The following is a 24,352-nucleotide window of genomic DNA, read 5'->3' on the forward strand; positions in this document are numbered from 1 at the left end:
GATCAGGCCTCCACATGAGTTAATAGATATTGATGGTGTTTGTGTACGTGGCTAATGATTTGACACATGTCGTGCAGTTCGGGCGGTATCTTTTGAAATTGGCTGTCATTATTGATGCGTAATAGCCAGGTTTGGCTGTTGAGTCGAACAGAGATGCGATCGCCTTCGGCCCAAAAACCAGGGTTAGTGCTATTAATAAAGTCCTCTTCCAGGCTAAAAATAGTCAGCTTATCTCGGTATGGTTTACCTTGCCAAGGACAGAATTGCGCACAATTACCACACTCATTGCACATGGCATCTAAATGCAACGTTTGGTAGCGATTTTGAAAGCCAGGTATGGCAATCGAAACATTGGCGCGATTTGGGCAGACATCAACACACTTACTGCAAATATAATTACATTCCAGACAGCGATTGGCTTCCTGTTCAACGAAAGCTTCACTGTGTTGTTGGTCAATTAGGGTGACGGCAATTTGACCTTTACGCTGATAAAGATGTTGCGGATCAACATTACTCCAGTACTTATTACCATGATGGCTATAAATATTTTCCCGTCGCAAAATGGTATCGACAGCACGACGGGCGGTACTGATCGCCGCGACAATGGAAGAAGGCCCTTGTTGCACATCGCCGATTAAAAATACGCCGGATTGCGTGGTTTCTCCGCTCACCAGATCAATAGCCGGCTTGCCATCTTGAGCGAGTGGAACGCCCATTGCGGTTAGCATTTGGCTATCTTGTTGCTCACCTATTGCGGTAATTATGCTATCAATTTTAAGCTGGTGGTTTGTTCGGTTGCCACTGCCTGACGACGCCCGGAGCTATCAACTTTACCTAAAGTCATCAATCTGACCGTCAATTTACCATCAATAGCGAAATGTTCAGGATTGGCAAGGAACATAAATTTTACGCCATCAGCTAAAGCTTCTTCATATTCCTCTGGCCAGGCGGGCATTTCGGCTTTTGAACGGCGATAGATGATAGTGACTTGTTCTACATCCGGTATGCGCAGTGCTGCCCGGGCACAGTCCATGGCGGTATTACCGGCACCAATTACCGCCACATGTTTGCCCATCTTCGGGGTAAAACCACGATTATAGTCACGCAGGAAGGGTAGAGATGGGTAGATGTGATGATTTTCACCAGTCAGTTTGATACCACTGTTTTTGTCGGTGCCAACGCCAATCAACACATAATGAAAGCCAGCCGCTTTCAATTTCTCCACGGTTAGATCAGGCTGACAGCCAAATTCAAATTTGACACCGTGTTCAGCAATAAAGTTGATATCATGCTCGATAAGTTCTGCCGGGATGCGAAATTGCGGGATAATATTTTTTACTACGCCACCGGCATTGGACTCTCGTTCATAAATGGTTACTGGATAGCCTGCTCGGGCTAAAAAATAGCCGGCACTGAGGCCAGCAGGGCCGGCACCGATTATGGCAACCGGATGGCGAGTACCTGTACCGGCCGGTTTATGCCAACGCTGTTTATACTCCTGCCAGCCTTTTTCTAAGGCAATTTTTTTCAGTTGACGAATATTTAGCGCACTATCATAGTCCAAGCGAGTACAATTGTATTGGCATTGATGATCGCAAATATGACCGGTAATGGCCGGTAGCGCGTTGCGTTGGTAGATAAGTTCTAACGCATCGGTATAACGCTTTTCACCTAATAAACGGATATATTCAGGGATATCCTGTTTAATTGCACAGGCATTAACACAAGGCGCCACATAGCAATCTGTTAATGGCAAAGAGTTATCAATATTGATCTGTTGGTTGGCTTTCAACTCTTTTTGGCTATAAGCCATATTGATGGCTTGTTTTGCCAATTTGTCTAATCGTTCAACATCAATTTTTTCTGCCTGCCAGGCAGCGCTATCGGTTAATTGTCGTAGGCATTCCGTCATACGCAGATAGCCACCCGGTTTCAATAGATCGGTTGCCATGGTGATGGGGCGAATGCCGGTAGCAAAAATATCACGGATATTGATTTGGCTAGCACCACCTGAATAGGAGATAGGCAGCATGCCATCAAAGGCGCGGGAAAGAACTGCAGCGACATTGATTGATAGTGGAAACAGTGCGCGGCCGGACATATACATCTCTTCGCCAGCGAGTTTGCCCTTATGATTGATAACGCCTAAGGTATTAGTCAGTTTGACGCCAAATCCTAACTGTTTTTCACTGGCCAATGCCATTAACCGCTGTAACATGGCCAAGGCTTGTTCCAGTTGTAGATCGTGCTGGAATGAAACCTCTTTTAGGCCGATATAATTAAACCCGCAGCTATCGAGGATGTCTCTTACCTGTTGATAACCCAGTAGAGTGGGATTGAGTTTGACAAAAGTATTGAGCTTTTTATCTTGCAACATATAACGGCAGATAGCTTCGATTTCATCAGGCGGGCAGCCGTGCATGGTAGAGAGGGTGACACCACTTACCATTTGAGCGGGAATGGTGTTAGCTAATTTTGTCAGTGCAGTTTGGCGATTTTCGGTAGCCAATTGATGAATAAAATCGGCCTCTTCGATCCATGACTGTAATAACTGCCGGTAGCGGTTAAAGGTGGGATGATGAGATGCATCCATCATGCTATCGATAAATTGCTGCATAGCCGGTTGCTGAATACCGGCTAAATCGTAACCGACACTCATATTAAATATAAAGGATTTTGCTTCGCCGGTTTTACGGGGCTCAAAAATGGCTTCGGGTAGATGCAGAATAAACCAGGCTTTGAGATATTCATCCCAGGCTTTAATGAGCGTAAATTCAGTTGACCACTCAGTATTGAAACATTCATCTTCCGCATCGATACAGGGTTTATCTATTTCTAATTGATCGAGGATTTGCACGGTTTTCAGTTCGATAAAGCGGCCGCCAGTTAACCAAGAGACAATAATATTTTGGGCAAGTTGGGTATGTGGTCCGGCAGCCGGTCCAATTGGCGTGGTACAAGTTTCACCAAACACCTTAATTAATGGATATTGATTTTGCTGACGATAAAATTGTTGTTTGGGAATACCAAATATTGATTGGTTTTGTTGGTATTCATCAAAGATGCGCTTCAAAAGTTTATCGAATGGAATTGGGCGCATGATATCTCCCATGAGACTCTCCTTGCTGCGATTTAATTGGGAAAATAGACAGATAGTTGTCATAAACTTTGCAACAATCACGCCAGAAACCAATAACCGAGGAATGGTTAATAAGAAATGTGATTAATATCTAATCTTGTTTTTTATTTGTGAAATAACTCACGCTCAAACAAATAAGAATGATAATCAATAGAAAATAGCCAAGTTCGGCAGATAGTTATCTATTTCATAATTCTCAAAAAAAGAATTTCACTATCACTTTGATAAACCTAACGGGCTACAGATGTATTATTGCCCTTAAACAGAGCCAGCCAGATTTTCTATTGTGCGTAACTCCAAATAAATCTCCGGAGTATCAATATCTGCGATTATTGCCGGTTGATTCAGATCTATATATTGCCACTGACCCTTGCGTACAGCTTGCTGCATAGAGCGACAATCGGTTTGTCTTACCGCCCTATTAAGACAATGACGGGATAATAAAACCGGATGACCCGGTGTTTTTTGATAGCGAGGGATCAGCGCATAAGCACCGCGTTGGCACCAAATTTGCTGAAATATAGTGTTAGTTAGACAAGGCATATCACCGTGGGTAATAAAGCAGTAGTCACTATTAACAGCCTGAGCGCCGGCTCTAATCGAGCTGAATAGCCCCTGCTGATAATCGGCATGATAAATTAAACTGATTGCTGGGTGTTGTTGATAGCGCGCCATCAATTCTTCAGCCCGATAGCCAAACACCAGAATAATGTGAGAACACAATGCTAATGCATTTTTGATACTGGCATCAAGTATTGTTCCATGTTGCCAGGGTAACATCATTTTCCATTGTCCCATACGAGAAGAAAGACCGGCAGCCGGAATAATGCAATCAATAGTTTTGCTGATTTGTGCCGGTTTTTTGGTTAGTTGCGTAAGCGGGATAGCAGATCTATTCATTTTAATGGACTCCTAAGCAATGCCACAGGCCAATATACCCGAACCGCTCACGATGTTTTGTGATAGAACATTGAACTCATCCTCTGTGGTTATTAGTTTGATTGGTGCAGGGGGTAAAACCAGTACGCTATTTTGGCTGGCGCGGCAATTTTCTGTTTTAGGTAAAAAAGTGATTATCAGTACTACCACAAGGATGTATTTGCCTGATGAAAATATTCCCCTATTAATATGTCGCGATCCGGCTCAGTTGCCTGCGGCGGCTTTTGCCTCACCCATTTGTGCGTGTTATGCCGCTTGGCAAGCCAGTAGTGGCAAAGTGCGTGGTTTTTCCCCACAACAAATCGATGCTCTGGGTGAGCGATATTACGCGGATATCTTACTGATCGAAGCCGATGGTTCGCGCGGTCTGCCATTAAAAGCGCCTGCTTTGCACGAACCTTGCATACCGGTTAGTAGTCGCTGCGTAATTGCCGTAACAGGAGGACAGGTTTTAGCCAAACCATTAGGCCCTGACAATGTACAGCGCTGGCCTCTATTTGCTTCCATAACGCAAATTGAACCAGGAGATAAAGCAGATATTGCGGTACTTGAACATTTTATTCGGCATCCGGCAGGAATGTTTAAAAATGTTCCACTGCATGCCCAGCGTATTTGGTTAATTAACCGTTTTTCTCAATCTGAGAATTTTATCACTAACCAATTATCTGCATTGTTACTAACAACAGGACTAGATGCGATTTGGTTGGGAGCAGTCAGGGAGTCTCCTCCTATCAGGAATGTATTGCAGCGTCAGTGAAATTGAATGGATAACTCATTGAGGTAGGTATGAAAATTTTTGTCGAAGCAGCAAAACTGGAGCAGCAGAATCGCCCTTTTGCTATGGCACAAATTATTGAAAGTCGAGGTTCTACGCCGCGCCATTCTGGGCAAATGTTAGTACTCGATGATGGCAGTGTGATTGGAACGATTGGTGGTGGGATGGTAGAGCGAAAAGTGATTACTGAAGCCCTGTTAGCGTTGGCAGAGCGTAAGCCGCGTATTTTTCATGGTCGAATGACCCGTAATGGTCAGCATGCGGTTGGCAGTGATTGTGGTGGCTCAATTTCAGTTTATATTGATGTTCATGGTTTAGCTAGCCGTTTAATCTTGATTGGTGCTGGCCATGTTAATCGTGCTATCGCCCAAACGGCTGCTGCTTTAGATTTTGAAATCGTGGTGCTGGAGGTTTATGCCGATAGCCTTAATGCTGCTTATTTTCCAACCGATAGCAAGTTATTGCAGGTAGCGTCTTTTAACCAAGGGATCGAGCAATTAGCTATTAAAGCGGATGATTATGTGGTGATTGCGACTAATAGCCAAGATTGGGAAGCGCTATCATTGTTGATCCACTTACCCGTCAAATATCTTGGGCTTTTAGCCAGCCGTAGAAAAATACATACCTTTACTCGACAATTATATGAACAAGGGCTGAAGGCAAGTCAATTGGCTCACCTTCATGCGCCTGTTGGTCTCAATATTGGCGCAGAAACGCCGGCAGAAATTGCTATTAGTATTGTCGCTGAAATGTTGCAAATTAAACATCAAGCCGCCGGTGGCTCAATGAAGTGCAGTACTTTTCCTTATCGTCAGCGGGTAGTTATTCGGGGTGCTGGCGATATTGCAACAGGCGTTGCGTTGCGTCTTTATCATGCTGGTTTTCACGTCATTATGTTAGAGGTTGCATACCCTACAGTTATCCGCTGTACGGTGGCTTTTGCTCAGGCTATCTATGCCGGAGAAATGACGATTGAAGGTGTGAAGGCTAAACATGTTACTAGACCGGAGGATGTCGATCCGCTTTTGCAGCAGGGAATTATTCCCATCTTGATTGATGCAGATGCTAGCCTATTACCCGCTTTGCAGCCCGATGGTGTAGTCGATGCCATTTTAGCTAAACAAAATCGAGGAACCCATCGAGCAATGGCGCCGGTGACGATTGCTTTGGGGCCCGGTTTTGAGGCGGGTAAAGATTGTGATGCGATTATAGAAACCAATCGCGGACACAATCTAGGGCGAGTGATTTACCAGGGATCAGCGCAGGCTAATACCGGTGTGCCAGGTAATATTAATGGCCATACCACACAACGTGTTGTGAGAGCGCCGGTCGCCGGTGTTATGCATCGTAATGTCAATATCGGTGATATTGTTAGTGTCGGCGAAGATATTGCTTACATTGACGATACGCCAATTAAAGCGCCATTAAGTGGCCTGGTTCGTGGTTTATTAAATGATAATTTAGCGGTGACGGCAGGGTTCAAAATTGGCGATATTGATCCGCGTGGGGCCGCAGTCGATTTTACTGCCGTGTCGGATAAAGCGCGGGCTATAGCCGGCGGGGTGTTAGAAGCATTGATGGCCTTGATGGCAAAACCGGTTTAGTTGCTAACGGATAAAAATAGCCTAAAGGGAGTAAGGGCGCATCGCGCCCTGTAAGAGGATAACCGGTTCGGCTATAGACAAACAATCGTACCTGTTTTTCCTTCGATCCCTTGTTTGGCTTTATTTAAAACGGTAATTAATGTTTCACGCCCAGGCCGACTACAGGCGAAAGAGAGGGCGGCTTCAACTTTGGGTAACATTGATCCTTTGGCAAAATGTCCCTCATTAATATAGCGTTGGGCTTGGTCTAGATTGAGTCGTTCCAGCCATTTTTCATTATCTTTACCAAAGTTAATCGCTACTTTTTCTACCGCCGTCAAAATAATTAACATATCCGCATCGATCATTTCGGCTAATTTAGCACTTGCCCAATCTTTATCAATGACGGCACTTACACCGCGTAAATGATTGCCTTCACGCACCACTGGTATCCCACCACCACCAACGGTAATAACGACCTGTCCAGCATTAAGTAAGGCTTTGACTGTTTCTTTTTCAATGATAGCGATCGGTTTAGGCGAAGCAACCACCCGACGATAGCCCCGTCCGGCGTCTTCTTTTAGTTGATAGCCATTGGCGATCAATTTTTCAGCTTCTTGCTGAGTGAAAAAAGAGCCAATGGGTTTAGTGGGCTCAAGGAAAGCCGGATCGTCGGCGGCAACTTCCACTTGGGTAATAATGGAAGCAACGGGAATGGCTAAACCACGATTGAGTAACTCTTCACTTAATGCATTTTGTAGATCGTAGCCAATATAACCTTGGCTCAATGCCACACATACCGACATAGGTAACATCGGCGTGTGAGCGGCTGTTTTAGCCGCAGCTTCAAATGCGCGGTTGATCATGCCGACCTGTGGCCCATTACCGTGAGTAATGACCACTTTATGTCCCTGCTCAATCAAATCAGCAATAGCCTGTGCTGTGGTTTTTACGGCGACCATTTGCTCGTCTAAACCATCACCTAACGCATTACCGCCCAGGGCAATGACGATTGTTTTTTTCATAATATTCATTATTCCTGTTATTTATTGTTATTTACTATCAGGGAGGTGTCGGTTATACAGCAAAGCGTTAGCTTGTCTGGAAGGGTTGGCGATGTAAGAATTGTCCCCAACCTGCATTGCCTGTAAATTGTCCTCGACTGAAAACCGGTTTTCCTCGTGATAGGGTATGGATGATTGCTCCTTGGCAAACCATTTCTTCATAAGGGCTGTAATCTGCGTTATCATGTAACTCTTCGTGACGAATAGTGGTGCGTTTATCGGCTGCAATGATAACTACATCAGCATCTGAACCGGGGGCAAGGCAGCCTTTGCGTGGCCAGAGGCCGAATAACTGAGCGGGTTTGCTGCTGGTTAATGCGACAAAGCGTTCTGGGCTAATGCGTCCACTCATTACGCCGGCAGAAAAGAGTAATAACAGCCGATTTTCTACCCCAGGCAGCCCATTTGGGCAGCGGCTAAAGTCGCCTTTAGCGAGCTCAAGTCGTTGCCGATAAGGAAAACTACAGTGATCGGTTGCCACCACATCAATGGTGCCATCGCTAATACCACACCATAATGCATCTTGTTCACGAACATTGCGTAGCGGTGGCGTGAGAATAAATTTCATCGCATCTTCACGCAGATATTGGCGTTCATCTAGCAGCAGATATTGAGGGCAGGTTTCTATCCATACTGCCTGCTGGTGGGCTTTGGCTAGACGTAAGTAGTCGAGTCCGAGACCATTAGACAGATGCACAATATACAAGGGGGCATTGTCAGCCAGTCGTGCTAGATTGATCATGCGGGCGATAGCCTCCGCTTCGCATTCAGATGGCCGACTTAGGGCGTGATAACGCGCGTCAGTCTGACCGGCAGCAAGAAATTGGTTGCGTAAATAGTGAATAATGGCATCATTTTCTGGATGAACGGTGGTTAATGCGCCAGCCGTTTTCAATTGTTTTAATGCTTGTAATGTATCGCTATCATTTAACTTATATTGATAAGTCAGATAAAGTTTAAAACTACTAATTCCATCCGCAACCATAGTAGGAATTTCATCGATAATCGCTTGATCAATATGTTGAATAACACCATGAAAGCTATAATCAATAACCGCTTGTTCAGCCGCATATTGATGGTAGGTTGCCAGTTGATGATGTAAGCTACACCCTTTGGGGCCAAAACCCATATGATCGATGATGGTGGTGGTGCCACCGCAGGCCGCTGCACGGGTGCCGGTAAAAAAATCGTCACAACTACGTGCGAGCCCGGTATCAATATTGAAATGAGTATGGACATCAACGCCACCAGGCATCACATAACACGCTTTGGCTTGAATAACCTGGCAAGGTTCTGATGGGATAATATTGGGGCTAATTTGCTTGATAAGACCGTTTTCGATTAAAACATCACTGTGCTGTTGGCCATCAGCATTGACCACAATACCATCTTTGATCAGTAGATTCATGCGTAAGCTCCCTAATCAGCCCTAATGCAGCATCATTAGGGCTAACGAGTAAAAGGATTATTTTTTCAATTCAGATAGATAGGTTAACGGAATTGAAGCATACATTGCGGCGCAAGTAACCAGATGTTCTTTCCAGGTTTTTTCGTTGGGGGCATGGGCTTGCTCCTCTTTACCAGGACCAAATCCGATCACTGGAATACCATGACGCCCCATAATCGAGACCCCATTGGTTGAGAAAGTCCATTTATCTACCACCGGTTGGCTATGGAATAAGCCTTGCCAGGCTTTACTGAGGGTTTTTACCGTAATATGATCTTCTTCTACTTTCCAGGTAGGGAAATAGCATTCAGTTGGATAAACTAAACCAGTCCAGGAAGGGCGTTCATAGCGATACATGGAAACCGTGGCTTTGGCCTCCTTAACCGATGATAAGGCGCGGATCTCTTCTAATGCCCCTTGCCAGGTTTCACCCCAAGTTAATCGTCGATCAATTGAGATAGCACAGCTATCGGCGACCGCACAGCGGCTCGGCGAGGTATAAAAAATTTCCGACACAGTAAGTGTCCCTTTACCCAAGAACTCATCATTGCCTAACTGTTGGGCCAGTTGTTGGAGTTCCATCAATATCGGCCCCATTTTGAAGATGGCATTATCGCCACGTTCCGGCGCAGAGCCGTGGCAACTGATGCCTTGCACATCAACGCGAATTTCCATACGTCCACGTTGTCCACGATAAATTTGGCAATCTGTTGGTTCAGTGCTAACGACAAACTCGGGTTTTATACCTGATCCCTCGATGATATATTGCCAGCAGAGACCGTCACAATCCTCCTCTTGCACCGTACCGGTTACTAGCAGCGTGTATTGGTCATCCAGTCCGAGATCTTTGATAATTTTACCGGCATAAACCATTGCTGCCATACCGCCTTCTTGATCCGATGCGCCACGGCCACCGATAATATTTTCTGTCTCCATACCTTGATAGGGATCGAAAGACCAATTTTTAATATTGCCTATCCCGACCGTATCAATATGCGCATCCATCGCAATCAAATGAGGCCCATGACCAATATAACCAAGAATATTGCCCATTGGATCGATATCAATTTTATCAAAACCCACTTTTTCCATTTCTTGTTTAATGCGGTGGATAACCTTTTTTTCGTCACAACTTTCACTAGGAATGGCGATTATGTCCCGTAGAAAACGGCTCATGTCATCTTTATATTTTTTGGCGCTATCCAGAACTTTATCGAATGGAACTTGCTTAACCATGTTGTTTACTCCCGTTATAAATTCCTATTTTGCAGCAATCATAAGATGCGTTTTAAGGGTCGCGCCTTATGCTGATGTTGGGTGCTTGCCTTGCCAGACAACTTCGCGGTAGTGTTTGACGTCAGTATCCCCTTCGGTATTGATTAGCAATACAACAGCATCTTTGGTTAGAGCTAATTTTTTTCTTAACGCATCGCGTTGCGGGTGGTAATGCACTGCTGCCAATACCCCTAAACCGACCGCACCCGATTCACCGGAGATAATGCGCGGATCTTTTTGGTAAGGGTTACCCAGTACACGCATGCCTAGGGCAGCGACGGCATCTTGGCATGAGAGAAATTGTCGGGCGCAGTTACGTAGGACCGTCCAGCCGAGCGGATTGGGCTCACCACAGGCTAACCCTGCCATAATCGTAGGCATATCGCCATCAACATTGACGATCTCCCCTTTTATACCGGAACGATATAGACAGTTAGCTAACTCAGGTTCAGTGACGACTGAATGCAATTGGTTAGCACCATAGACATCAGCCAAATAACCAAGTACGCCACCGGCCATGGCACCCACGCCAGCTTGCAGAAAAACATGGCTTGGTCGGCTGATCCCCATTTGGTTCATTTGCTCCACCGCTTCATCGGCTAAAGTGGTATAGCCTTGCATGATCCAGGTAGGAATTTGGCTGTAACCGGGCCAGGCTGTGTCTTGAATAACTTGCCAACCATGCTTTTTGGCGGTTTCCATTGTCATGCGGACGGTATCGTCATAATTCATATCGGTGACGATACACTCGGCACCAAGCGCCAAAATATGCTCTACTCTCTCCTGGGCTGAGCCTTTTGGCATATAAATAACACTGTGCTGACCAAGTTGTTTGGCGGCCCAGGCAACACCACGCCCATGATTACCGTCCGTTGTAGTAGTAAAGGTTATTTTTTCTGTCAGACTGTGTTTTAACTTTTCAAAAGAGAAATTATCGATATTGATATGGTATTTTTCACACAATAATTGGGCGATAGCAGAGGTACTACCTAACATTTTAAACGCATTTAGACCAAAGCGTTGGGATTCATCTTTGACCAATATTTTGCCAACTTGAAACAGATCAGCCAATCCATCTAGCGAGTAGAGTGGTGTTGGTTGATAGTTGTCTATCTTTTGATGAAAAGTCCGCGCCTTACCTGCTTCTTTACGCGAAAACAAGTCAGATTTTTCACCAGTAAAGAAGCGATTTTGCGCGATATCTAACTTTAATGAGGAAATTGACATAGCCAACCTTATTTGTTCATAAAAATACTTTTATGCTATTAACAGCCAATAGATGGCCGGGCAGCAGCATTATTTAACGCGTTTGTCAGCGTCTTTTATTAATTGCTCGAGGATCAAATCAGGTTGAGCGAATTTTCGCGCCAGGATCATGGCGGAGATGATATAGGGTTTCCAGCTAGCTTCTTTATAAGTTGCAATGCGATATTTTTCGAATACACCTTCGGTGACTTCACCTTCACGGCAGGAAACGCCAGAGATATCTGCCGGTAAGCAGTGCATATAGAGTGCTTTGCCGTTGTGGGTAAGCGCCATCATCTCTTCAGTGCAGTGCCAGTTTTTATAATTTGCATTGTGCGCCAAGCAATGTTTTTCTAATGATTTTAAGCCATCATGATCATTGTTACGTAATAATGTGGTGCGTTGCTCCATCACTTTATATGGTGCCCAAGATTTAGGGTAAACAATGTCCGCATCTTGGAAAGCTTGTTCCATACTATTAACCTGACGGAAAGTTCCGCCTGATGCTTGGGCATTATTTTACGCGACGGCGACGACGTCTGGGATAAGTTCATAACCTTCAGGATGGGCTAATGTTACATCCATACCAAAACGCGTCATTAATCCAATAATACCTTGGGGGACGGATAGTGGTTTGCCGTAACTGGGTGAATAAGCCCAGGTCATGGCAATTTTTTTGCCTTTCAGATTTTCTAGCGAGCCAAAGTGTTCACGTAACCAGGCTAGATCAGCCATTGATTGGGTTGGATGGTCGATATCACATTGTAAATTAACTAATGCTGGCCGTTGTGGCAGTACACCTTGTTGATAGCCTTCATCCAATGCGTCACCGACTTCACGCATATAGGCATTACCTGCACCAAGATACATGTCATCTCGGATCCCAATCGCATCGGCACAAAACGAGATCATATTGGCAGTTTCACGTACTGTTTCACCATGGGCAATTTGCGATTTACCTTCGTCTAAATCTTGTTGGGTTAACCCTAACATATTTAATGCGGAAGCGTAGGAGAAACGGGTACGAGTGGAATTGTCGCGAAAGATAGAAATACCTAAGCCATTACGAAATACATTAGTTGCAATATTATCTGACCGCAGAGTTTTGAGTACGGCGGCAATATTTAGCACCTGAATTAACTCATCCTGACTTTGTTCCCAAGTCAACAAAAAATCTTTTTTGTGAAGGTTGGAGTGCAGTGCTTTGATATCCTTGAGCAATTTATTAATTGTTTTCATCATAAAATCCTAATTTAAAATAGCTAGTCAGATAGCGAATATGCTGAGCAGAACTAAGCCAAGGATCTGCATAAGCTATTGAAGAGATATCAATAAGCATGCCAATTTTTTTGCGTAAAAAAAGAAAGGATGGTGGGTAGACAATAGCGTGATAATAATCACAGAAAAGGATTATTAAGGTAAGGGAATGAAAGCAAACAATAAATTTTTGCGTTATTGCTAGTATTTCCAGATTGATATTTCATGTACTGTATAGATGATAACTCTATCATTAAGAAATGATTCTATCCTTAATCAGGATCGGAGGCTAAAAATGGCATCGTTTGGCAATATAATAAATAAAAAAATTAATTAAAAAATAACAGAGTTATCTTTATTAATATGCTTATTGGAATAATAAAAATACAATTAAATTACAATTTATAAATATAAATTTAATTTTTAATTATCGATATTTATTAATTCATAATGATAATTTTGATACAGAATTATCATTTTAATAATGAGCCTTGATATTTTACGATGGACTGTAATCGGGAAGAATCATTTTTCTATCATTTAGGCTATAGGAAGCGATGTGCGGTTATTTGCACATGCCCTATAGTTCATTAGTTACGATATTTGTTGTGTAATAAATTTAGAACATAAGGAAAATGATCATGTTGGGTGTAAGTTCTCAATCTGCTTTAATGCGGATCCAACCAACTATCCTGCGATTTACGAAAGTTCTTTCCCGTGTATTACAACTTGAAGTTGAAATTGTAGACGGTGCATTAAGACGAGTGGCTGGATCAGGGCCTTATGGAAAGTATTTAGGGCAGAAGCTGGAACGAAATTCGCGTTTGTTGCGTTACGTCATTCAAACTGGAAAAGAGAAGGTTGTCATTCAATCCCGCTTGGATCCAGTGTGTCACGATTGTGAAAATAAGGTAAATTGTAAGGAAAAAGCGTTTTTAGGCACACCGATATTTTTCCAGGATGTTTGTGTTGGGGTAATCAGTTTGGTGGCTTTTACTCATGAACAGCAGGAAAGAATTAAACATAATTTACATGAATTTTCTGAATATGTGCAGCATATTTCGACGATTTTTATTTCAAAATTATTAGACGAACAAAATGGTGTAAATCATACCAGCAAAGCATTAATGACCTTAATTGATAATATCGATCAAGGGGTTTTGATATTAAGTAGTCGGAATAAATTAAAATTTGCCAATGCTATTGCACTTAATATACTCAATCTAAATTATGAAAAAATGATCGGCAAGACATTTACCATTCGGCCGCTAATTTATCAGGAAAGTTTTACCGGTGGTCATATGCAATATGTGATCACTTGCGGAGATATATCAGAAATACTGACCGGACAACTGCATAATATACAGGATTATCAAATATTTTTGATAGCTTTTCATCAATTACCGCTTTATGCCAATTCTACATTTGAATCTGATGAACCCCAAATTGAGCATCTGGTTGGTGAGTCACCACTCATGCGTAAGTTGAAAAAATTGATTAGCCGTATTGCGCCTAGCCCTTCTAGTGTAATGATCACCGGTGAAAGTGGTACCGGTAAAGAGGTAGTAGCCAGAGCGATTCATAAATTAAGTCATCGTGGTAACAAAGCTTTTATTGCCATTAATTGTGCCGCTATCCCAGAACAACTACTGGAAAGTGAGTTATTTGGCTATGTGAAAGGGGCTTTTACCGGCGCTTCAACCAATGGGAAGCAAGGATTAATTCAGGCGGCTAACCAGGGAACACTGTTTTTAGATGAAGTCGGTGATATGCCACTGGTTATTCAGGCAAAATTATTGCGTGCAATTGAGGCGCGTGAAATTCAGCCGATTGGCGCCAGTAAAGCTATTCCGGTAGATATTCGGATTATTTCGGCCACCAATCAAAATCTGGAAAAATTTGTTCGGGAGGGCAAATTTCGCGAAGATCTCTATTACCGTTTGAATGTTATTCCTTTAGCTTTGCCGCCATTACGAGAGCGGCAGGGAGACTTGCTATTACTTATTCACTATTTTCTTAATCTCCATACTAAGCGCTTTGGCTGGTGTATCCAGGGATCTCACAAGAGGTGTTGGAGCGTCTCAAGGCTTATCACTGGCCAGGTAATTTACGTGAACTGAGTAATTTGATGGAATATTTGATTAATGTCACTTCTTCCGGCGATGTTATTGATGTGGCATTACTCCCTCCCAATTTGGTGAGTCATCGTAAAAATGATTTTAAGGTTGAGACAGTGGTTGTTCCTAATATCGAAATAAAGGAACAAGCTATTGATGGTGCGGTTGTGCTTGAAGATATGGAAAAACAGTTGATCCGTGAAGCCTTAAGCCGTTATGGCAGTAAAAAACAAGCAGCAAAAATGCTTGGCATTGGTATTGCTACTTTATACCATAAGATCAAACGCTATGAATTGACCTCTGGCTAGCGAAGAAGGGCGATGGTATGGATTTAAAAATACCATGCCCAGAGATAACTTATTCGCAATATTGAATAGCATCAACGATCATTTGGTAACCGGTACAGCGACATAGATTACCGGCTAATCCATGTCGTATTTGCTTAATCGTTAATGGCTTGGTGCGCGGTTTGGCTAAAAAAGCAGTGGTTGCCATAATTAGGCCAGGCGTACAGAAACCACATTGAACGGCACCGGTATTAGCATAGGCTTGTTGTATTTTTGATGCGATACCGTTAATTAATTCGCCTTCTACGGTGCGAATGGTTTTACCTTGTGCCCAGATAGCTAAGTAGAGGCAGCTATCGATGGCGATGTCATCGACGAGCACAGTACAGGCACCACATTCACCGACCTGGCAGCCTAATTTAACGCTAAGTAAGCCTTCTGCCCGTAACACCTCTGCCAGTGACATTGCTGGTGATAGAGTCAGTTGACGATGAACGCCATTAATATGACAATCGATCGTGGTTAACGTTTTGGCATTCATATAATTTTCCCTCCTGCGCGCATGACAGCTACATTTATGACTCGCTCGGTTAAAGTGTGGATCAGATGTAAGCGAAATTCTTTTTCCGCCCGCCATGATGTTCTTGGCGAAACATCGTGGCTCACCGCTTTACCAATCTTAACCAGCGTTTGCCGGGTGAGTGGTTGGCCGCGAGCAGCTTCTTCCGCATGCTTACAGCGTATCGGCGTTGGTGCAGCGACAGCAAAAGCTAGTTTGAGTTGTTGAAATTTCCCCTGTTTAATGTCACAAAGGGCAGAACAACCAATGGTGGCGATATCCATCGCATCGCGCATAGCATATTTGAAGCTGGCGGCACCTTTGTCGCGATAATTTTCAGCTTTAAAATGAAAAGCGGTTAAAATCTCATTGGTAGCTAATGCGACTTTTCCAGGCCCAGTATGAAAGCCATTAATTGAGGTATAACGGCTCCCTTCTGGTGAAGCAATTTCCAGTGTTGCATCGTAGATAAGGGATGGACAAGCGGAATCGGCGCTGGGTGCGCCATTACAAATATTACCAAGGAAGGTAGCGACATTGCGTATTTGCGGGCCAGCGATCATGCTAGCGGCTTCAACCAGCGCTGGAAGATGTTGCTGAGCAATTGGATGATTGATTAATTCATTGAAAGTCGTACCCGATGCAATACGAATATTACCCGCCTGATCACACTGTATACCGCGTAATTCTGGCAAATCATGAATATCAATAATATGCTCAAAGTGTGAATTAAGGTGATGTAATTGGATCAAAACATCTTTTCCACCGGCCAATAATCGAGCGGTAGGTTTTTTTTCTAACAAAGCTACCGCGTGAGAGATATTGTCAGCACGGTGATAATTTTTAATGTCATACATAAATCTAACCTCTTATCAGCCCGGCTTGAACAAATTCGCGAAACAATCTTTTCGGTGTCAGAGGGAGGGAGTTAATCGCAATACCTGTAGCCATTCGTAATGCATTACGGATGGCCGGCGCAGGCGAAATGATGGGCGGCTCGCCTAGTGATTTATGCCCGTATGCTGATTGTGGTTCATAGTTGTCGATAAAAACACATTCCAGTTCCGGTAGATCCAGCATGGTGGGCATTTTATAATCAAGTAAATTAGCATTGCGGACAATACCGCTTTTTTCATCAACGATCAGTTCTTCATATAGAGCCCAACCAATTCCCATTCCCATGCCACCATGGACTTGTCCTTCAGCCAGCTTAGGATTAAGAATGCGGCCAGAATCATGTAGGTTGAGAATACGATTGATAGTCACCTTACATAGTGGAATATCTACCGTTAAATCGACAAAAGTACAGCCAAATGCTGGCGGGTTATTGGTCGTTTTACAGGAAGATTCAGCAGAAAGTTGTCCCCCTAATTCTGGATTGTAAAAAGTATCCATCGCAACATCGGCAACCGTCATGAGAATTTTTTCTGTCTGGCTGAGAGATACAAGCTTGCCATTGATAATGGTGAGATCGCTCTCTGATTGACTGAGCATAATGGCAGCATGTTGAACAATTTTTTGCCGTAACGTCTGGGCGGCTTCTTGTAGTGCCGGTGCGGTGACATAACTTTGCCGCGAACTAAATGCACCAGGATCAAAGGGGGTTATATCGGTATCCTGAGTTGAAATAACATTGATCATATTAACAGGCATGCCCAATGTTTCTGCTACCATCTGGGCAAAAACCGTGTCTGAGCCTTGGCCTATTTCGGTGGCGCCTATTTGTACATTCACAATACCATCTTGATTTAATAGTAGGCGTGAACTGGCAATTTCAACCCCGGCAGGCCAGGTATTAGAGGTATAACTAAAACAGGCAACGCCAACACCACTACGAATATCACCGCTCATTTGTTGACAGGCCGCTTTACGCGTTTGCCAATTAAATAGTTCGCGTCCTTTGGTCAAACACTCAATTATGCCTGCACTTTGGATAATGGAGTGATTAATTGGGTGGCTGTCGCCGGTGCGAGCCGCGTTGATAAGTCGGATCTCTACCGGATCGATGCCTAACTTAGCTGCGGCATCATCAAGTAGTGATTCTAATGCAAAAGTAACTTGAGGAGCGCCATAACCACGCATAGCGCCAGCCGAGGGTAGATTGGTGTAACAGGTGGTCGCCTGGTAGCCAAATGCACTGCGCGGATATAAATAAGCAACTTTATTCGCGGCGGCACCAGCAATTGAGTGGCCATGTGAAGCATAAGCGCCAGTATTGGATAAGACATCCAATTGATATCCTTTTAATACTCCGTCGCTAGTGATGCCTAATTCAGCATCGATCCGAAAGGCGTGTCGGGTGCGTGAAGCATAAAAGCACTCTTCGCGCGAAAGCATCACTTTTACTGGCACACCACCCAGTTTTAGGGTTAAAAACGCGGCCATCGGTTCTTCTAATACGTCTTGTTTGTTACCAAAACCACCACCAACATGCGGCTTGATAACACGTATTTTAGACCATGACATATCCAGTGCTTGCGCAACGATACGACGTACAATATGTGGGATCTGAGTACTGGAGACGATAATAATACGAACGGATTGTTCCATCCAGGCAAAACTGGTAACACTCTCCATGTGACAATGTTGCACAATCGGGGTGGTAAAACGTCCGCTAAATTGATGTTGGCATTTTTCTATCGCTGATGCAGGTTCATTAGCGGTGATTTGAGTTTGTTTAAGTAGGTTGCCATTACTATGAATATTTATTGCATCAGCGGCTTTAGCTGCTTCCGGGCAGGTAATAACCGGCAATTCTTCATAGGTTATTTTTACCGCAGCAGCGGCTTTTTCTGCGGTGAGCTCATCCCGAGCGACAACAATAGCAATGCCATTACCAAAATGGCGTACATGGCGAGTTAACAATAAACGATCGGCTATATCGCGTTTTTTCGCATCAAGTGTCCAGGCATGTCCGGCAGTAGCGAAAGGGATCTGGGGAACATCCTGCCAGGTAAATATATTGACTACGCCAGGTAACGCTAATGCCTGACTATAGTCGATTTCAGCAACAAAGCCATGAGCGATGGTGCTGCGAACATATTTAGCGTAGAGCATGCCTACCATCGATATATCATCGGCATATTTTGCCCGCCCTGTTACTTTTGTCAGCGCATCGATACGCAAATAAGATAAGCCGAGTTGCATCTCCTCGAACTTTTCCTTTTTTTTTAACATTGCTATTTCTCCTGTTGAGAAAAATCAAACTGATCAATGTTAATACGCAATATGTATGCCATTGTGTAAATTGAGCTTATTACAGAGATAAGATTGAGAGGCAGATAAAACTCTAGGCTAAATTTTGTTAGATTAATAAGATAAAGCGCTGATAAGATAATGACAGCATTTTCATATTGAGAAAGAAAGTATTATTTTGATAATTTTTTCATCGTCTATTATTTTATTTGTCAATTAATAAATATTAAATCACTTGGTTATATTTTAATGAATTTATTCTAGATTAATGCATTGTAATTAATTTGTTATTATTACTGCAAGGTTGCTTGAATTATTTTATTTATTATTTGCTATTGTGTTCGCTGAAAATATTTTTTATTAAAATTGATTAAATGATAATTTATAGTGAAATATTATTAGAGAAACGACATTTTATTAGAAATAGATCAAAGAATATAACAATAACAATTTTATTATATTAATTAAAATTAAAACGATAAGGATGAAGGTTTTGATTAAAATCAATCAATTTAATAAGAAGATAGCAAATAAAATATTATTGAATGATATTAATCTAAATATCCACCAGGGTGAGATCCATGCCTTATTAGGTGCCAGTGGTGCAGGTAAATCGACTTTATTACATTGTATAAATGGTTTAGAACTTAACGGATGTAATGGTAAACTTGAATGTAATAATATTAATGTTATGAACTTATCCGGTTTATCTTTACGTCGTTATAGAAAAAATATTGGCATGATTTTTCAAGATTTTGCCTTAATGCAAAGAAAAACGGTTATTGAAAATATTATGCTACCAATGCAATGTTGGAATATTGCCCCCGCTATAAGAGATAGACGCGCAAAAGAGCTGCTGGAATTAGTTGGCTTAGAAGATAGGTCGCAATATCGACCAGCAGCATTATCTGGTGGTCAACAGCAACGAGTGGCAATCGCTCGGGCTCTCGCCTTACAGCCAAAGGTGGTATTATGCGATGAGGCAACTTCAGCTTTAGATCCTGTTACTAGCCATGCTTTACTTGAGCTTATTAAACGTATTAATCGTGTTTTGAATGTGACTATTGTTATGGTTACTCACCAATTAGACATAGCGAAACGTATTTGTAACAGTATGTCGATTATTGAAAATGGAAAAATTACGCTATCGGGAATAACAAAAAATATTTTTGTCACTGAACCGCCTGCATTAAGACGACTTGTTGGGCTTGAAAATATTGACATAAAACCTGGTGAAACCGGCTTTAAATTAATGATAGCGGATCATAGTAATGACGGATCCATTATTATTGATTTGTTCAATATTATTGGTAAAAATTTTAAAATGCTGTATTTGCGCTCAGAATATTTATTAAACGAATTGATTCATTTTTATTATCTGTCAATAAAAAATGAATTTTGTCATAAAGCTAAAGATTTTTTTACCATCAATGATATCTGTTTTAATACCATAAATTAACAATTTTATATTATTTGACTATTATGCAGGTCGAAAATATGTTTCTTAATATTAAAACCACCCAAGTTTTCGATTATCTACCGTTAATTATTATTCCTGCCATATTAGCAACATTAAAAATGTTATTTTTGTCGTTGATATTAGGTTTAATTATCGGTTTTTTTATTGGTGTTTTTCTGGTTTTATTTTCACCTGATGGGTTAATGCCAAAAAAAATTATCTATCATTCTCTTAATGGTTTGGTCAATTTTGTCCGCTCCTTTCCGGTTATTATTTTAATTGTTGCACTTATTCCATTCACCCGTTTCATTATTGGTACATCTGTCGGTTGGCAAGCGGCAGTTGTACCTTTAACCATATCGGCATTTTGTGCGATTGCCAGATTAATTGAGAATTCATTACTTGAAGTTGATAAAAAAGTTATTCTGGCAGCAAAATCTTTTGGCGCCAGCAATCGGCAAATTATCTTTAATGTCATGTTGATTGAGGCTTTACCTGCCATTTTTTCCAATCTGGTTTTTTCATCAATTCAAGTATTGGCAAACACCACTCTAGCCGGCGCGGTTGGTGCGGGTGGATTAGGGGCGATGGCCCTCACTTTTGGTTATCAACGTTTTGATGAGATGATGATGTATTCGATAGTGTTAGTTTTAACGATTTTGGTCTTTATTATACAAAGTGTCGGTAGTCATCTTTATAAAAAATTAAAATAATGTTTTATATTGAAAATTATAGTTAAGGAAGGTTTTGTGAATACACAAAATATGTGGCTGGAAGCGATGCTTGATCTTGCACGTCAGCCTGTTGGTATTCGTTTTTTATATAATGATGAGCTGTATAACCGCTGTGAAACAGCAGAAGCTTCAGCGCCTTTACCCTACTGTTTGGCAGTAAGAAATGCGTCGCTTGGTACAGCTTGTAAACTTAATATCAAAAAAATGGCGTGCCTGTCAGGCGCGCGAGCGCTGGGTGTTTTAAAATCGGAAGAAGATATTGTTAGCCTTAATGATATTAGTTCCGGCCATCGAAGTTACCAAATGGGACTCTATGCTAATTATGCCATTAGCCATCAAGTTGCTAAGGATATGGTATATTGTCAGCATCAGGTCCAAGGCATTGAAATTAAACCTTTCTCTTTATATACGGCATCCCAACCCGACGTGGTGATTATTGTCACTAATTCTTTAAATATGATGCGGATCGTGCAAGGATATGCTTATCATTTTGGTCAATTAAAGGATACTAAAGTTACTGGTAATCAAGCTATATGCCAAGAGTGTACCTCTTATCCCTTTGAGCGGGATCAGGTTAATTTCTCCTTTCTATGCTCTGGCACGCGTCATGTGGCAAAGTGGCATGATGATGAGATCAGTATCGGTATTCCTTTTCATTATCTCGATAAGATTATTGATGGCATTTGTCAAACGGCCAATCCAATGGATAGCAATAAAGCAAAAAAATTGATATTGCAGAAAGCCGCTAAGTATGGATTGTCTAATCAAATAGATATAAAGCTAGGTAATAACTATTACACGGGTGGCTATGGTACCTTGGAATACCATAGACGCAAAAATAATCAAATTATAAAATAGTCTTGCTAAGAGAATTTACAATGAAGAAATTCATTTATACGTTGATTTCAATAGTTATTGTTTTGTTTATATTAGGTCGTTATCTTGCATCAATAGTGAAAGATTCTGATACCCATAACCTATTAAAAAAACGAATCGGCTGTAGCGGAATTTTGTGTGATATTGTCGATTTTAGCGCCGGCGTGATGGCCGAACACGGTATTCAAACTGAACGTGTTTTTATGGATAATGCCGTTAATATTTTACATGCCGTGAATGATGGTAGTGTGGATGCCGGGTTAGGGGTACATGAAAAGTTTTTAGCCTACTTTAACGAAAAAAATAATGCCAATTTGGTAATGGTTAAACCCTATCCATTCACAACTGGGATTGGGTTATATTCAGAAAAATACCACTCGCTGGCGGATTTTCCTGTCGGCGCTAAAATTGCCATTATGAATGATGCCATGAATATGGATCGCGCGCTAACCATGCTGCAACAGGCCGGTTTAATTATATTGGATGCCAATAAAAAAAGTAATTACAGTCTGTTGGATATTATAGAGAATCCGCGCAAAATTACTTTTATCGACGTAGATCAAACACAAACCGTAAGCGCGTTACCGGATTTGGATGGGGCAGTGGCTTTTTTCACTCATATCTATAATGCCGGCAAACAGGTGAATTCCTATATCATTCGTGATAAAGATGCTCAGCAATTTCCAATAGGATTTGTGGTTAAAAGTGAGAATGCTAAGCTACAGTGGGCAAAACTTCTCGCTGACAGTGTACGTACCCAGTCAGTGCGAGTAAGCGTACAAAATAATTTTAATGGTGTATTCGATTATTACTAATATTCAAATCGTGGGTTTGGTGTAGTGATATCTGTTATTGGTTTTTAACTAACAGTATAAATAATATCAACGCAATGACTGATTTATAGTTTCAATCATCGCCGATGGCCAATTTAAATTGGCCATGATTTCTTTCTTTTGCGCATTGCTCTACTAGTAAAACCAATCTGGTAAATCAGCTAGCGCTTAAAAGTAGGTGGGTAATTCGGTTATCAACTGGTAGGTTGTTGGAAATTTTTTAGCCATATCTGCCTCATTTAAACGCATTCTACTTTGGTAGTTAATAAATAAATTCATATGGTGTTGGTTAATAAAAATATCCTTACCACTAAAATTAGGCGCTGCTAACATGGTTAATTCCGACCATTTCTTATTTTGACTTTCATTGCCTACTTTCCGCTCAGCAGAAAAATAGTCTCTTATGGTGTAGACATTTTTTCTCATCAGCTGATATTTGGGCAGATCAGCTAACATGATATCGTAATATTGTAACATTGCTTCATCAGTCAGAGAGAGGGTATTATTAAGTTTTACTCCCCAAGATATTAATTGTTTTTCCACTAAACAACGCACGATTCTGCCTGGCTCGGTAAAATCTGTTGGCAGTTTTTTTACCCCATCACCGGTTTCTGACGCATTACCCACCACCGTAGCATGGCGTCCGGGCATAGCATAAATCGCAATTTTACCGCGCACGTCTAAATTATTGGGCATGACGGGGGTGAAACCCAGCGAGGCTTCATGGCGTGCATAGACAACATAATAGTCGTGGACATTGGATTTAATCTTAGTGCGATGTTCAGCAAACTGAAGTAAACCTGGTACGGGATCGATGGCAAATATATTAACCTTGATATGACACAATTTAGGATCTTTAGCCATTGCATTTGCCATCATATGGCAGGTTACCCCGCCGCGACTCCAGCCGACCAAATTGACGACTTCGATGGGTTGGCTATTGGTGGTTCGGATTTGGAACTGTTTTTTTTGCGCGATATAGCCTGGTTGTTGGGCAAAGAATGAAGGATCAGCTTTCAGCACAGCTAGCGCATGTGCTACGTTATTTTCCCATCCTTTGCCAAGCAACTGTCCCATAATATTATGGTGATTACCAGGTTTTACCCATTTTTCCTTTTCTTGTAAATTTCCACTACCCGGGCCATCGACAATGGTCCAACTATAAAATTCTTGTGCAGCCATATTTTTTGCTAAAGTGGAAATTAATTCACCTTCATGAAAGAACCAGGCACTATTTTTATCTTTATCCTCGAGGACAGTATTGGGTGTACTGTCGTTGCGATTTGAACCAGTACCGCAAAAAAATAGGGTAAATATAGACATTTTTTATCCTGTATCAGTCAATATGAGATCATCATGATGGTCATCCACGGCAGATAAAGATGCCCATCAGCGCAATATAAACAAATCATTAATTCTAATGAGCAAGGTCTGGTCGCTAGCCATATTTCGCAAAATACATTTTGTCATTCTTAAGAATGGCTTTTACTGCGAGATTGCTTGTTCTATTTAATAACTATTCGAATACATGACAAATATATTGGCTCTAGGACGCCATGGTTTAACAA

General features: G+C 41.9%; 15 protein-coding genes and 3 pseudogenes. 7 read left to right on the forward strand and 11 right to left on the reverse strand.

From position 1 onward, the window contains the following. Positions 1–2: 2 nt before the first annotated feature. Positions 3–3,112: pseudogene (ygfK, locus tag LDL57_RS01755) on the reverse strand (putative selenate reductase subunit YgfK). Positions 3,113–3,397: 285 nt separating this feature from the next. Then, the gene (locus LDL57_RS01760) at positions 3,398–4,039 is read right to left on the reverse strand and encodes an NTP transferase domain-containing protein (RefSeq protein ID WP_180558932.1); all 642 of its coding nucleotides are present in this window, start codon (positions 4,037–4,039) and stop codon (positions 3,398–3,400) included. Between the two features lie 19 nt (positions 4,040–4,058). Here LDL57_RS01760 and yqeC point away from each other — a divergent pair, with 19 nt between their 5' ends. Next, a complete protein-coding gene (gene yqeC, locus LDL57_RS01765) occupies positions 4,059–4,835 on the forward strand; it encodes a selenium cofactor biosynthesis protein YqeC (RefSeq protein ID WP_180558933.1) in 777 nt (258 codons plus the stop codon). Positions 4,836–4,864: 29 nt separating this feature from the next. Continuing rightward, entirely contained in the window at positions 4,865–6,457 is a 1,593-nt protein-coding gene (gene yqeB / locus LDL57_RS01770) for a selenium-dependent molybdenum cofactor biosynthesis protein YqeB (protein WP_180558934.1), read from the forward strand. A gap of 71 nt (positions 6,458–6,528) precedes the next feature. On the opposite strand, the gene arcC is transcribed toward yqeB, so the two are convergent. The 5 genes and pseudogenes from arcC to ygeW all read right to left on the reverse strand — a co-directional run bounded on the left by arcC (position 6,529) and on the right by ygeW (position 12,706). Continuing rightward, on the reverse strand, positions 6,529–7,461 hold the full coding sequence (gene arcC / locus LDL57_RS01775) for a carbamate kinase (protein ID WP_180558935.1): 933 nt from the start codon (positions 7,459–7,461) through the stop codon (positions 6,529–6,531). 67 nt (positions 7,462–7,528) lie between these two features. Continuing rightward, positions 7,529–8,908 carry a dihydropyrimidinase gene (gene hydA / locus LDL57_RS01780; protein ID WP_225506883.1) on the reverse strand — a complete coding sequence of 460 codons (1,380 nt, stop codon included), beginning with the start codon at positions 8,906–8,908 and terminating at the stop codon, positions 7,529–7,531. A 57-nt stretch (positions 8,909–8,965) separates the two neighbouring features. After that, complete coding sequence (locus LDL57_RS01785) at positions 8,966–10,183, reverse strand: YgeY family selenium metabolism-linked hydrolase (RefSeq protein WP_180558937.1); 1,218 nt, start codon at positions 10,181–10,183, stop codon at positions 8,966–8,968. A 66-nt stretch (positions 10,184–10,249) separates the two neighbouring features. Then, on the reverse strand, positions 10,250–11,449 hold the full coding sequence (gene dpaL / locus LDL57_RS01790) for a diaminopropionate ammonia-lyase (protein ID WP_180558938.1): 1,200 nt from the start codon (positions 11,447–11,449) through the stop codon (positions 10,250–10,252). A gap of 69 nt (positions 11,450–11,518) precedes the next feature. Next, positions 11,519–12,706 (reverse strand): annotated as a pseudogene (gene ygeW, locus LDL57_RS01795) (knotted carbamoyltransferase YgeW). Between the two features lie 659 nt (positions 12,707–13,365). On the opposite strand from ygeW, the pseudogene LDL57_RS01800 reads away from it, so the two are divergent. Next, a pseudogene (locus LDL57_RS01800) lies at positions 13,366–15,149 on the forward strand (sigma 54-interacting transcriptional regulator). A gap of 49 nt (positions 15,150–15,198) precedes the next feature. On the opposite strand, the gene xdhC reads toward LDL57_RS01800, so the two are convergent. From xdhC to xdhA, 3 genes are read right to left on the reverse strand one after another with little or no spacing between them, the layout of a single operon-like run. Next, complete coding sequence (gene xdhC / locus LDL57_RS01805; protein WP_180558939.1) at positions 15,199–15,669, reverse strand: xanthine dehydrogenase iron sulfur-binding subunit XdhC; 471 nt, start codon at positions 15,667–15,669, stop codon at positions 15,199–15,201. Continuing rightward, entirely contained in the window at positions 15,666–16,544 is an 879-nt protein-coding gene (gene xdhB / locus LDL57_RS01810; RefSeq protein ID WP_225506885.1) for a xanthine dehydrogenase FAD-binding subunit XdhB, read from the reverse strand. Before xdhB ends, xdhC begins: the two co-directional genes overlap by 4 nt. A gap of 4 nt (positions 16,545–16,548) precedes the next feature. Then, complete coding sequence (gene xdhA, locus LDL57_RS01815) at positions 16,549–18,834, reverse strand: xanthine dehydrogenase molybdenum-binding subunit XdhA (protein WP_225507442.1); 2,286 nt, start codon at positions 18,832–18,834, stop codon at positions 16,549–16,551. Positions 18,835–19,375: 541 nt separating this feature from the next. Here xdhA and LDL57_RS01820 point away from each other — a divergent pair. The 4 genes from LDL57_RS01820 to LDL57_RS01835 are packed head-to-tail and all read left to right on the forward strand — an operon-like array spanning position 19,376 to position 22,766. After that, positions 19,376–20,341: a methionine ABC transporter ATP-binding protein gene (locus LDL57_RS01820; protein WP_180558941.1), complete on the forward strand. Its 966-nt coding sequence runs from the start codon at positions 19,376–19,378 to the stop codon at positions 20,339–20,341. 38 nt (positions 20,342–20,379) lie between these two features. After that, positions 20,380–21,054 (forward strand): methionine ABC transporter permease, encoded by a 675-nt coding sequence (locus LDL57_RS01825; protein WP_180558942.1) that lies wholly within the window; start codon positions 20,380–20,382, stop codon positions 21,052–21,054. 36 nt (positions 21,055–21,090) lie between these two features. Then, positions 21,091–21,933, forward strand: a complete 843-nt coding sequence (locus LDL57_RS01830; protein ID WP_225506887.1) for a DUF169 domain-containing protein — start codon at positions 21,091–21,093, stop codon at positions 21,931–21,933. A 20-nt stretch (positions 21,934–21,953) separates the two neighbouring features. Then, positions 21,954–22,766: a MetQ/NlpA family ABC transporter substrate-binding protein gene (locus tag LDL57_RS01835; RefSeq protein ID WP_225506889.1), complete on the forward strand. Its 813-nt coding sequence runs from the start codon at positions 21,954–21,956 to the stop codon at positions 22,764–22,766. Positions 22,767–22,952: 186 nt separating this feature from the next. On the opposite strand, the gene LDL57_RS01840 is transcribed toward LDL57_RS01835, so the two are convergent. After that, positions 22,953–24,107: a hypothetical protein gene (locus LDL57_RS01840; RefSeq protein WP_180558945.1), complete on the reverse strand. Its 1,155-nt coding sequence runs from the start codon at positions 24,105–24,107 to the stop codon at positions 22,953–22,955. Between the last annotated feature and the right edge of the window lie 245 nt (positions 24,108–24,352).

Origin of the sequence: Arsenophonus apicola (assembly GCF_020268605.1) — a bacterium.
In the GTDB taxonomy this organism is placed as follows: domain Bacteria; phylum Pseudomonadota; class Gammaproteobacteria; order Enterobacterales; family Enterobacteriaceae; genus Arsenophonus; species Arsenophonus apicola.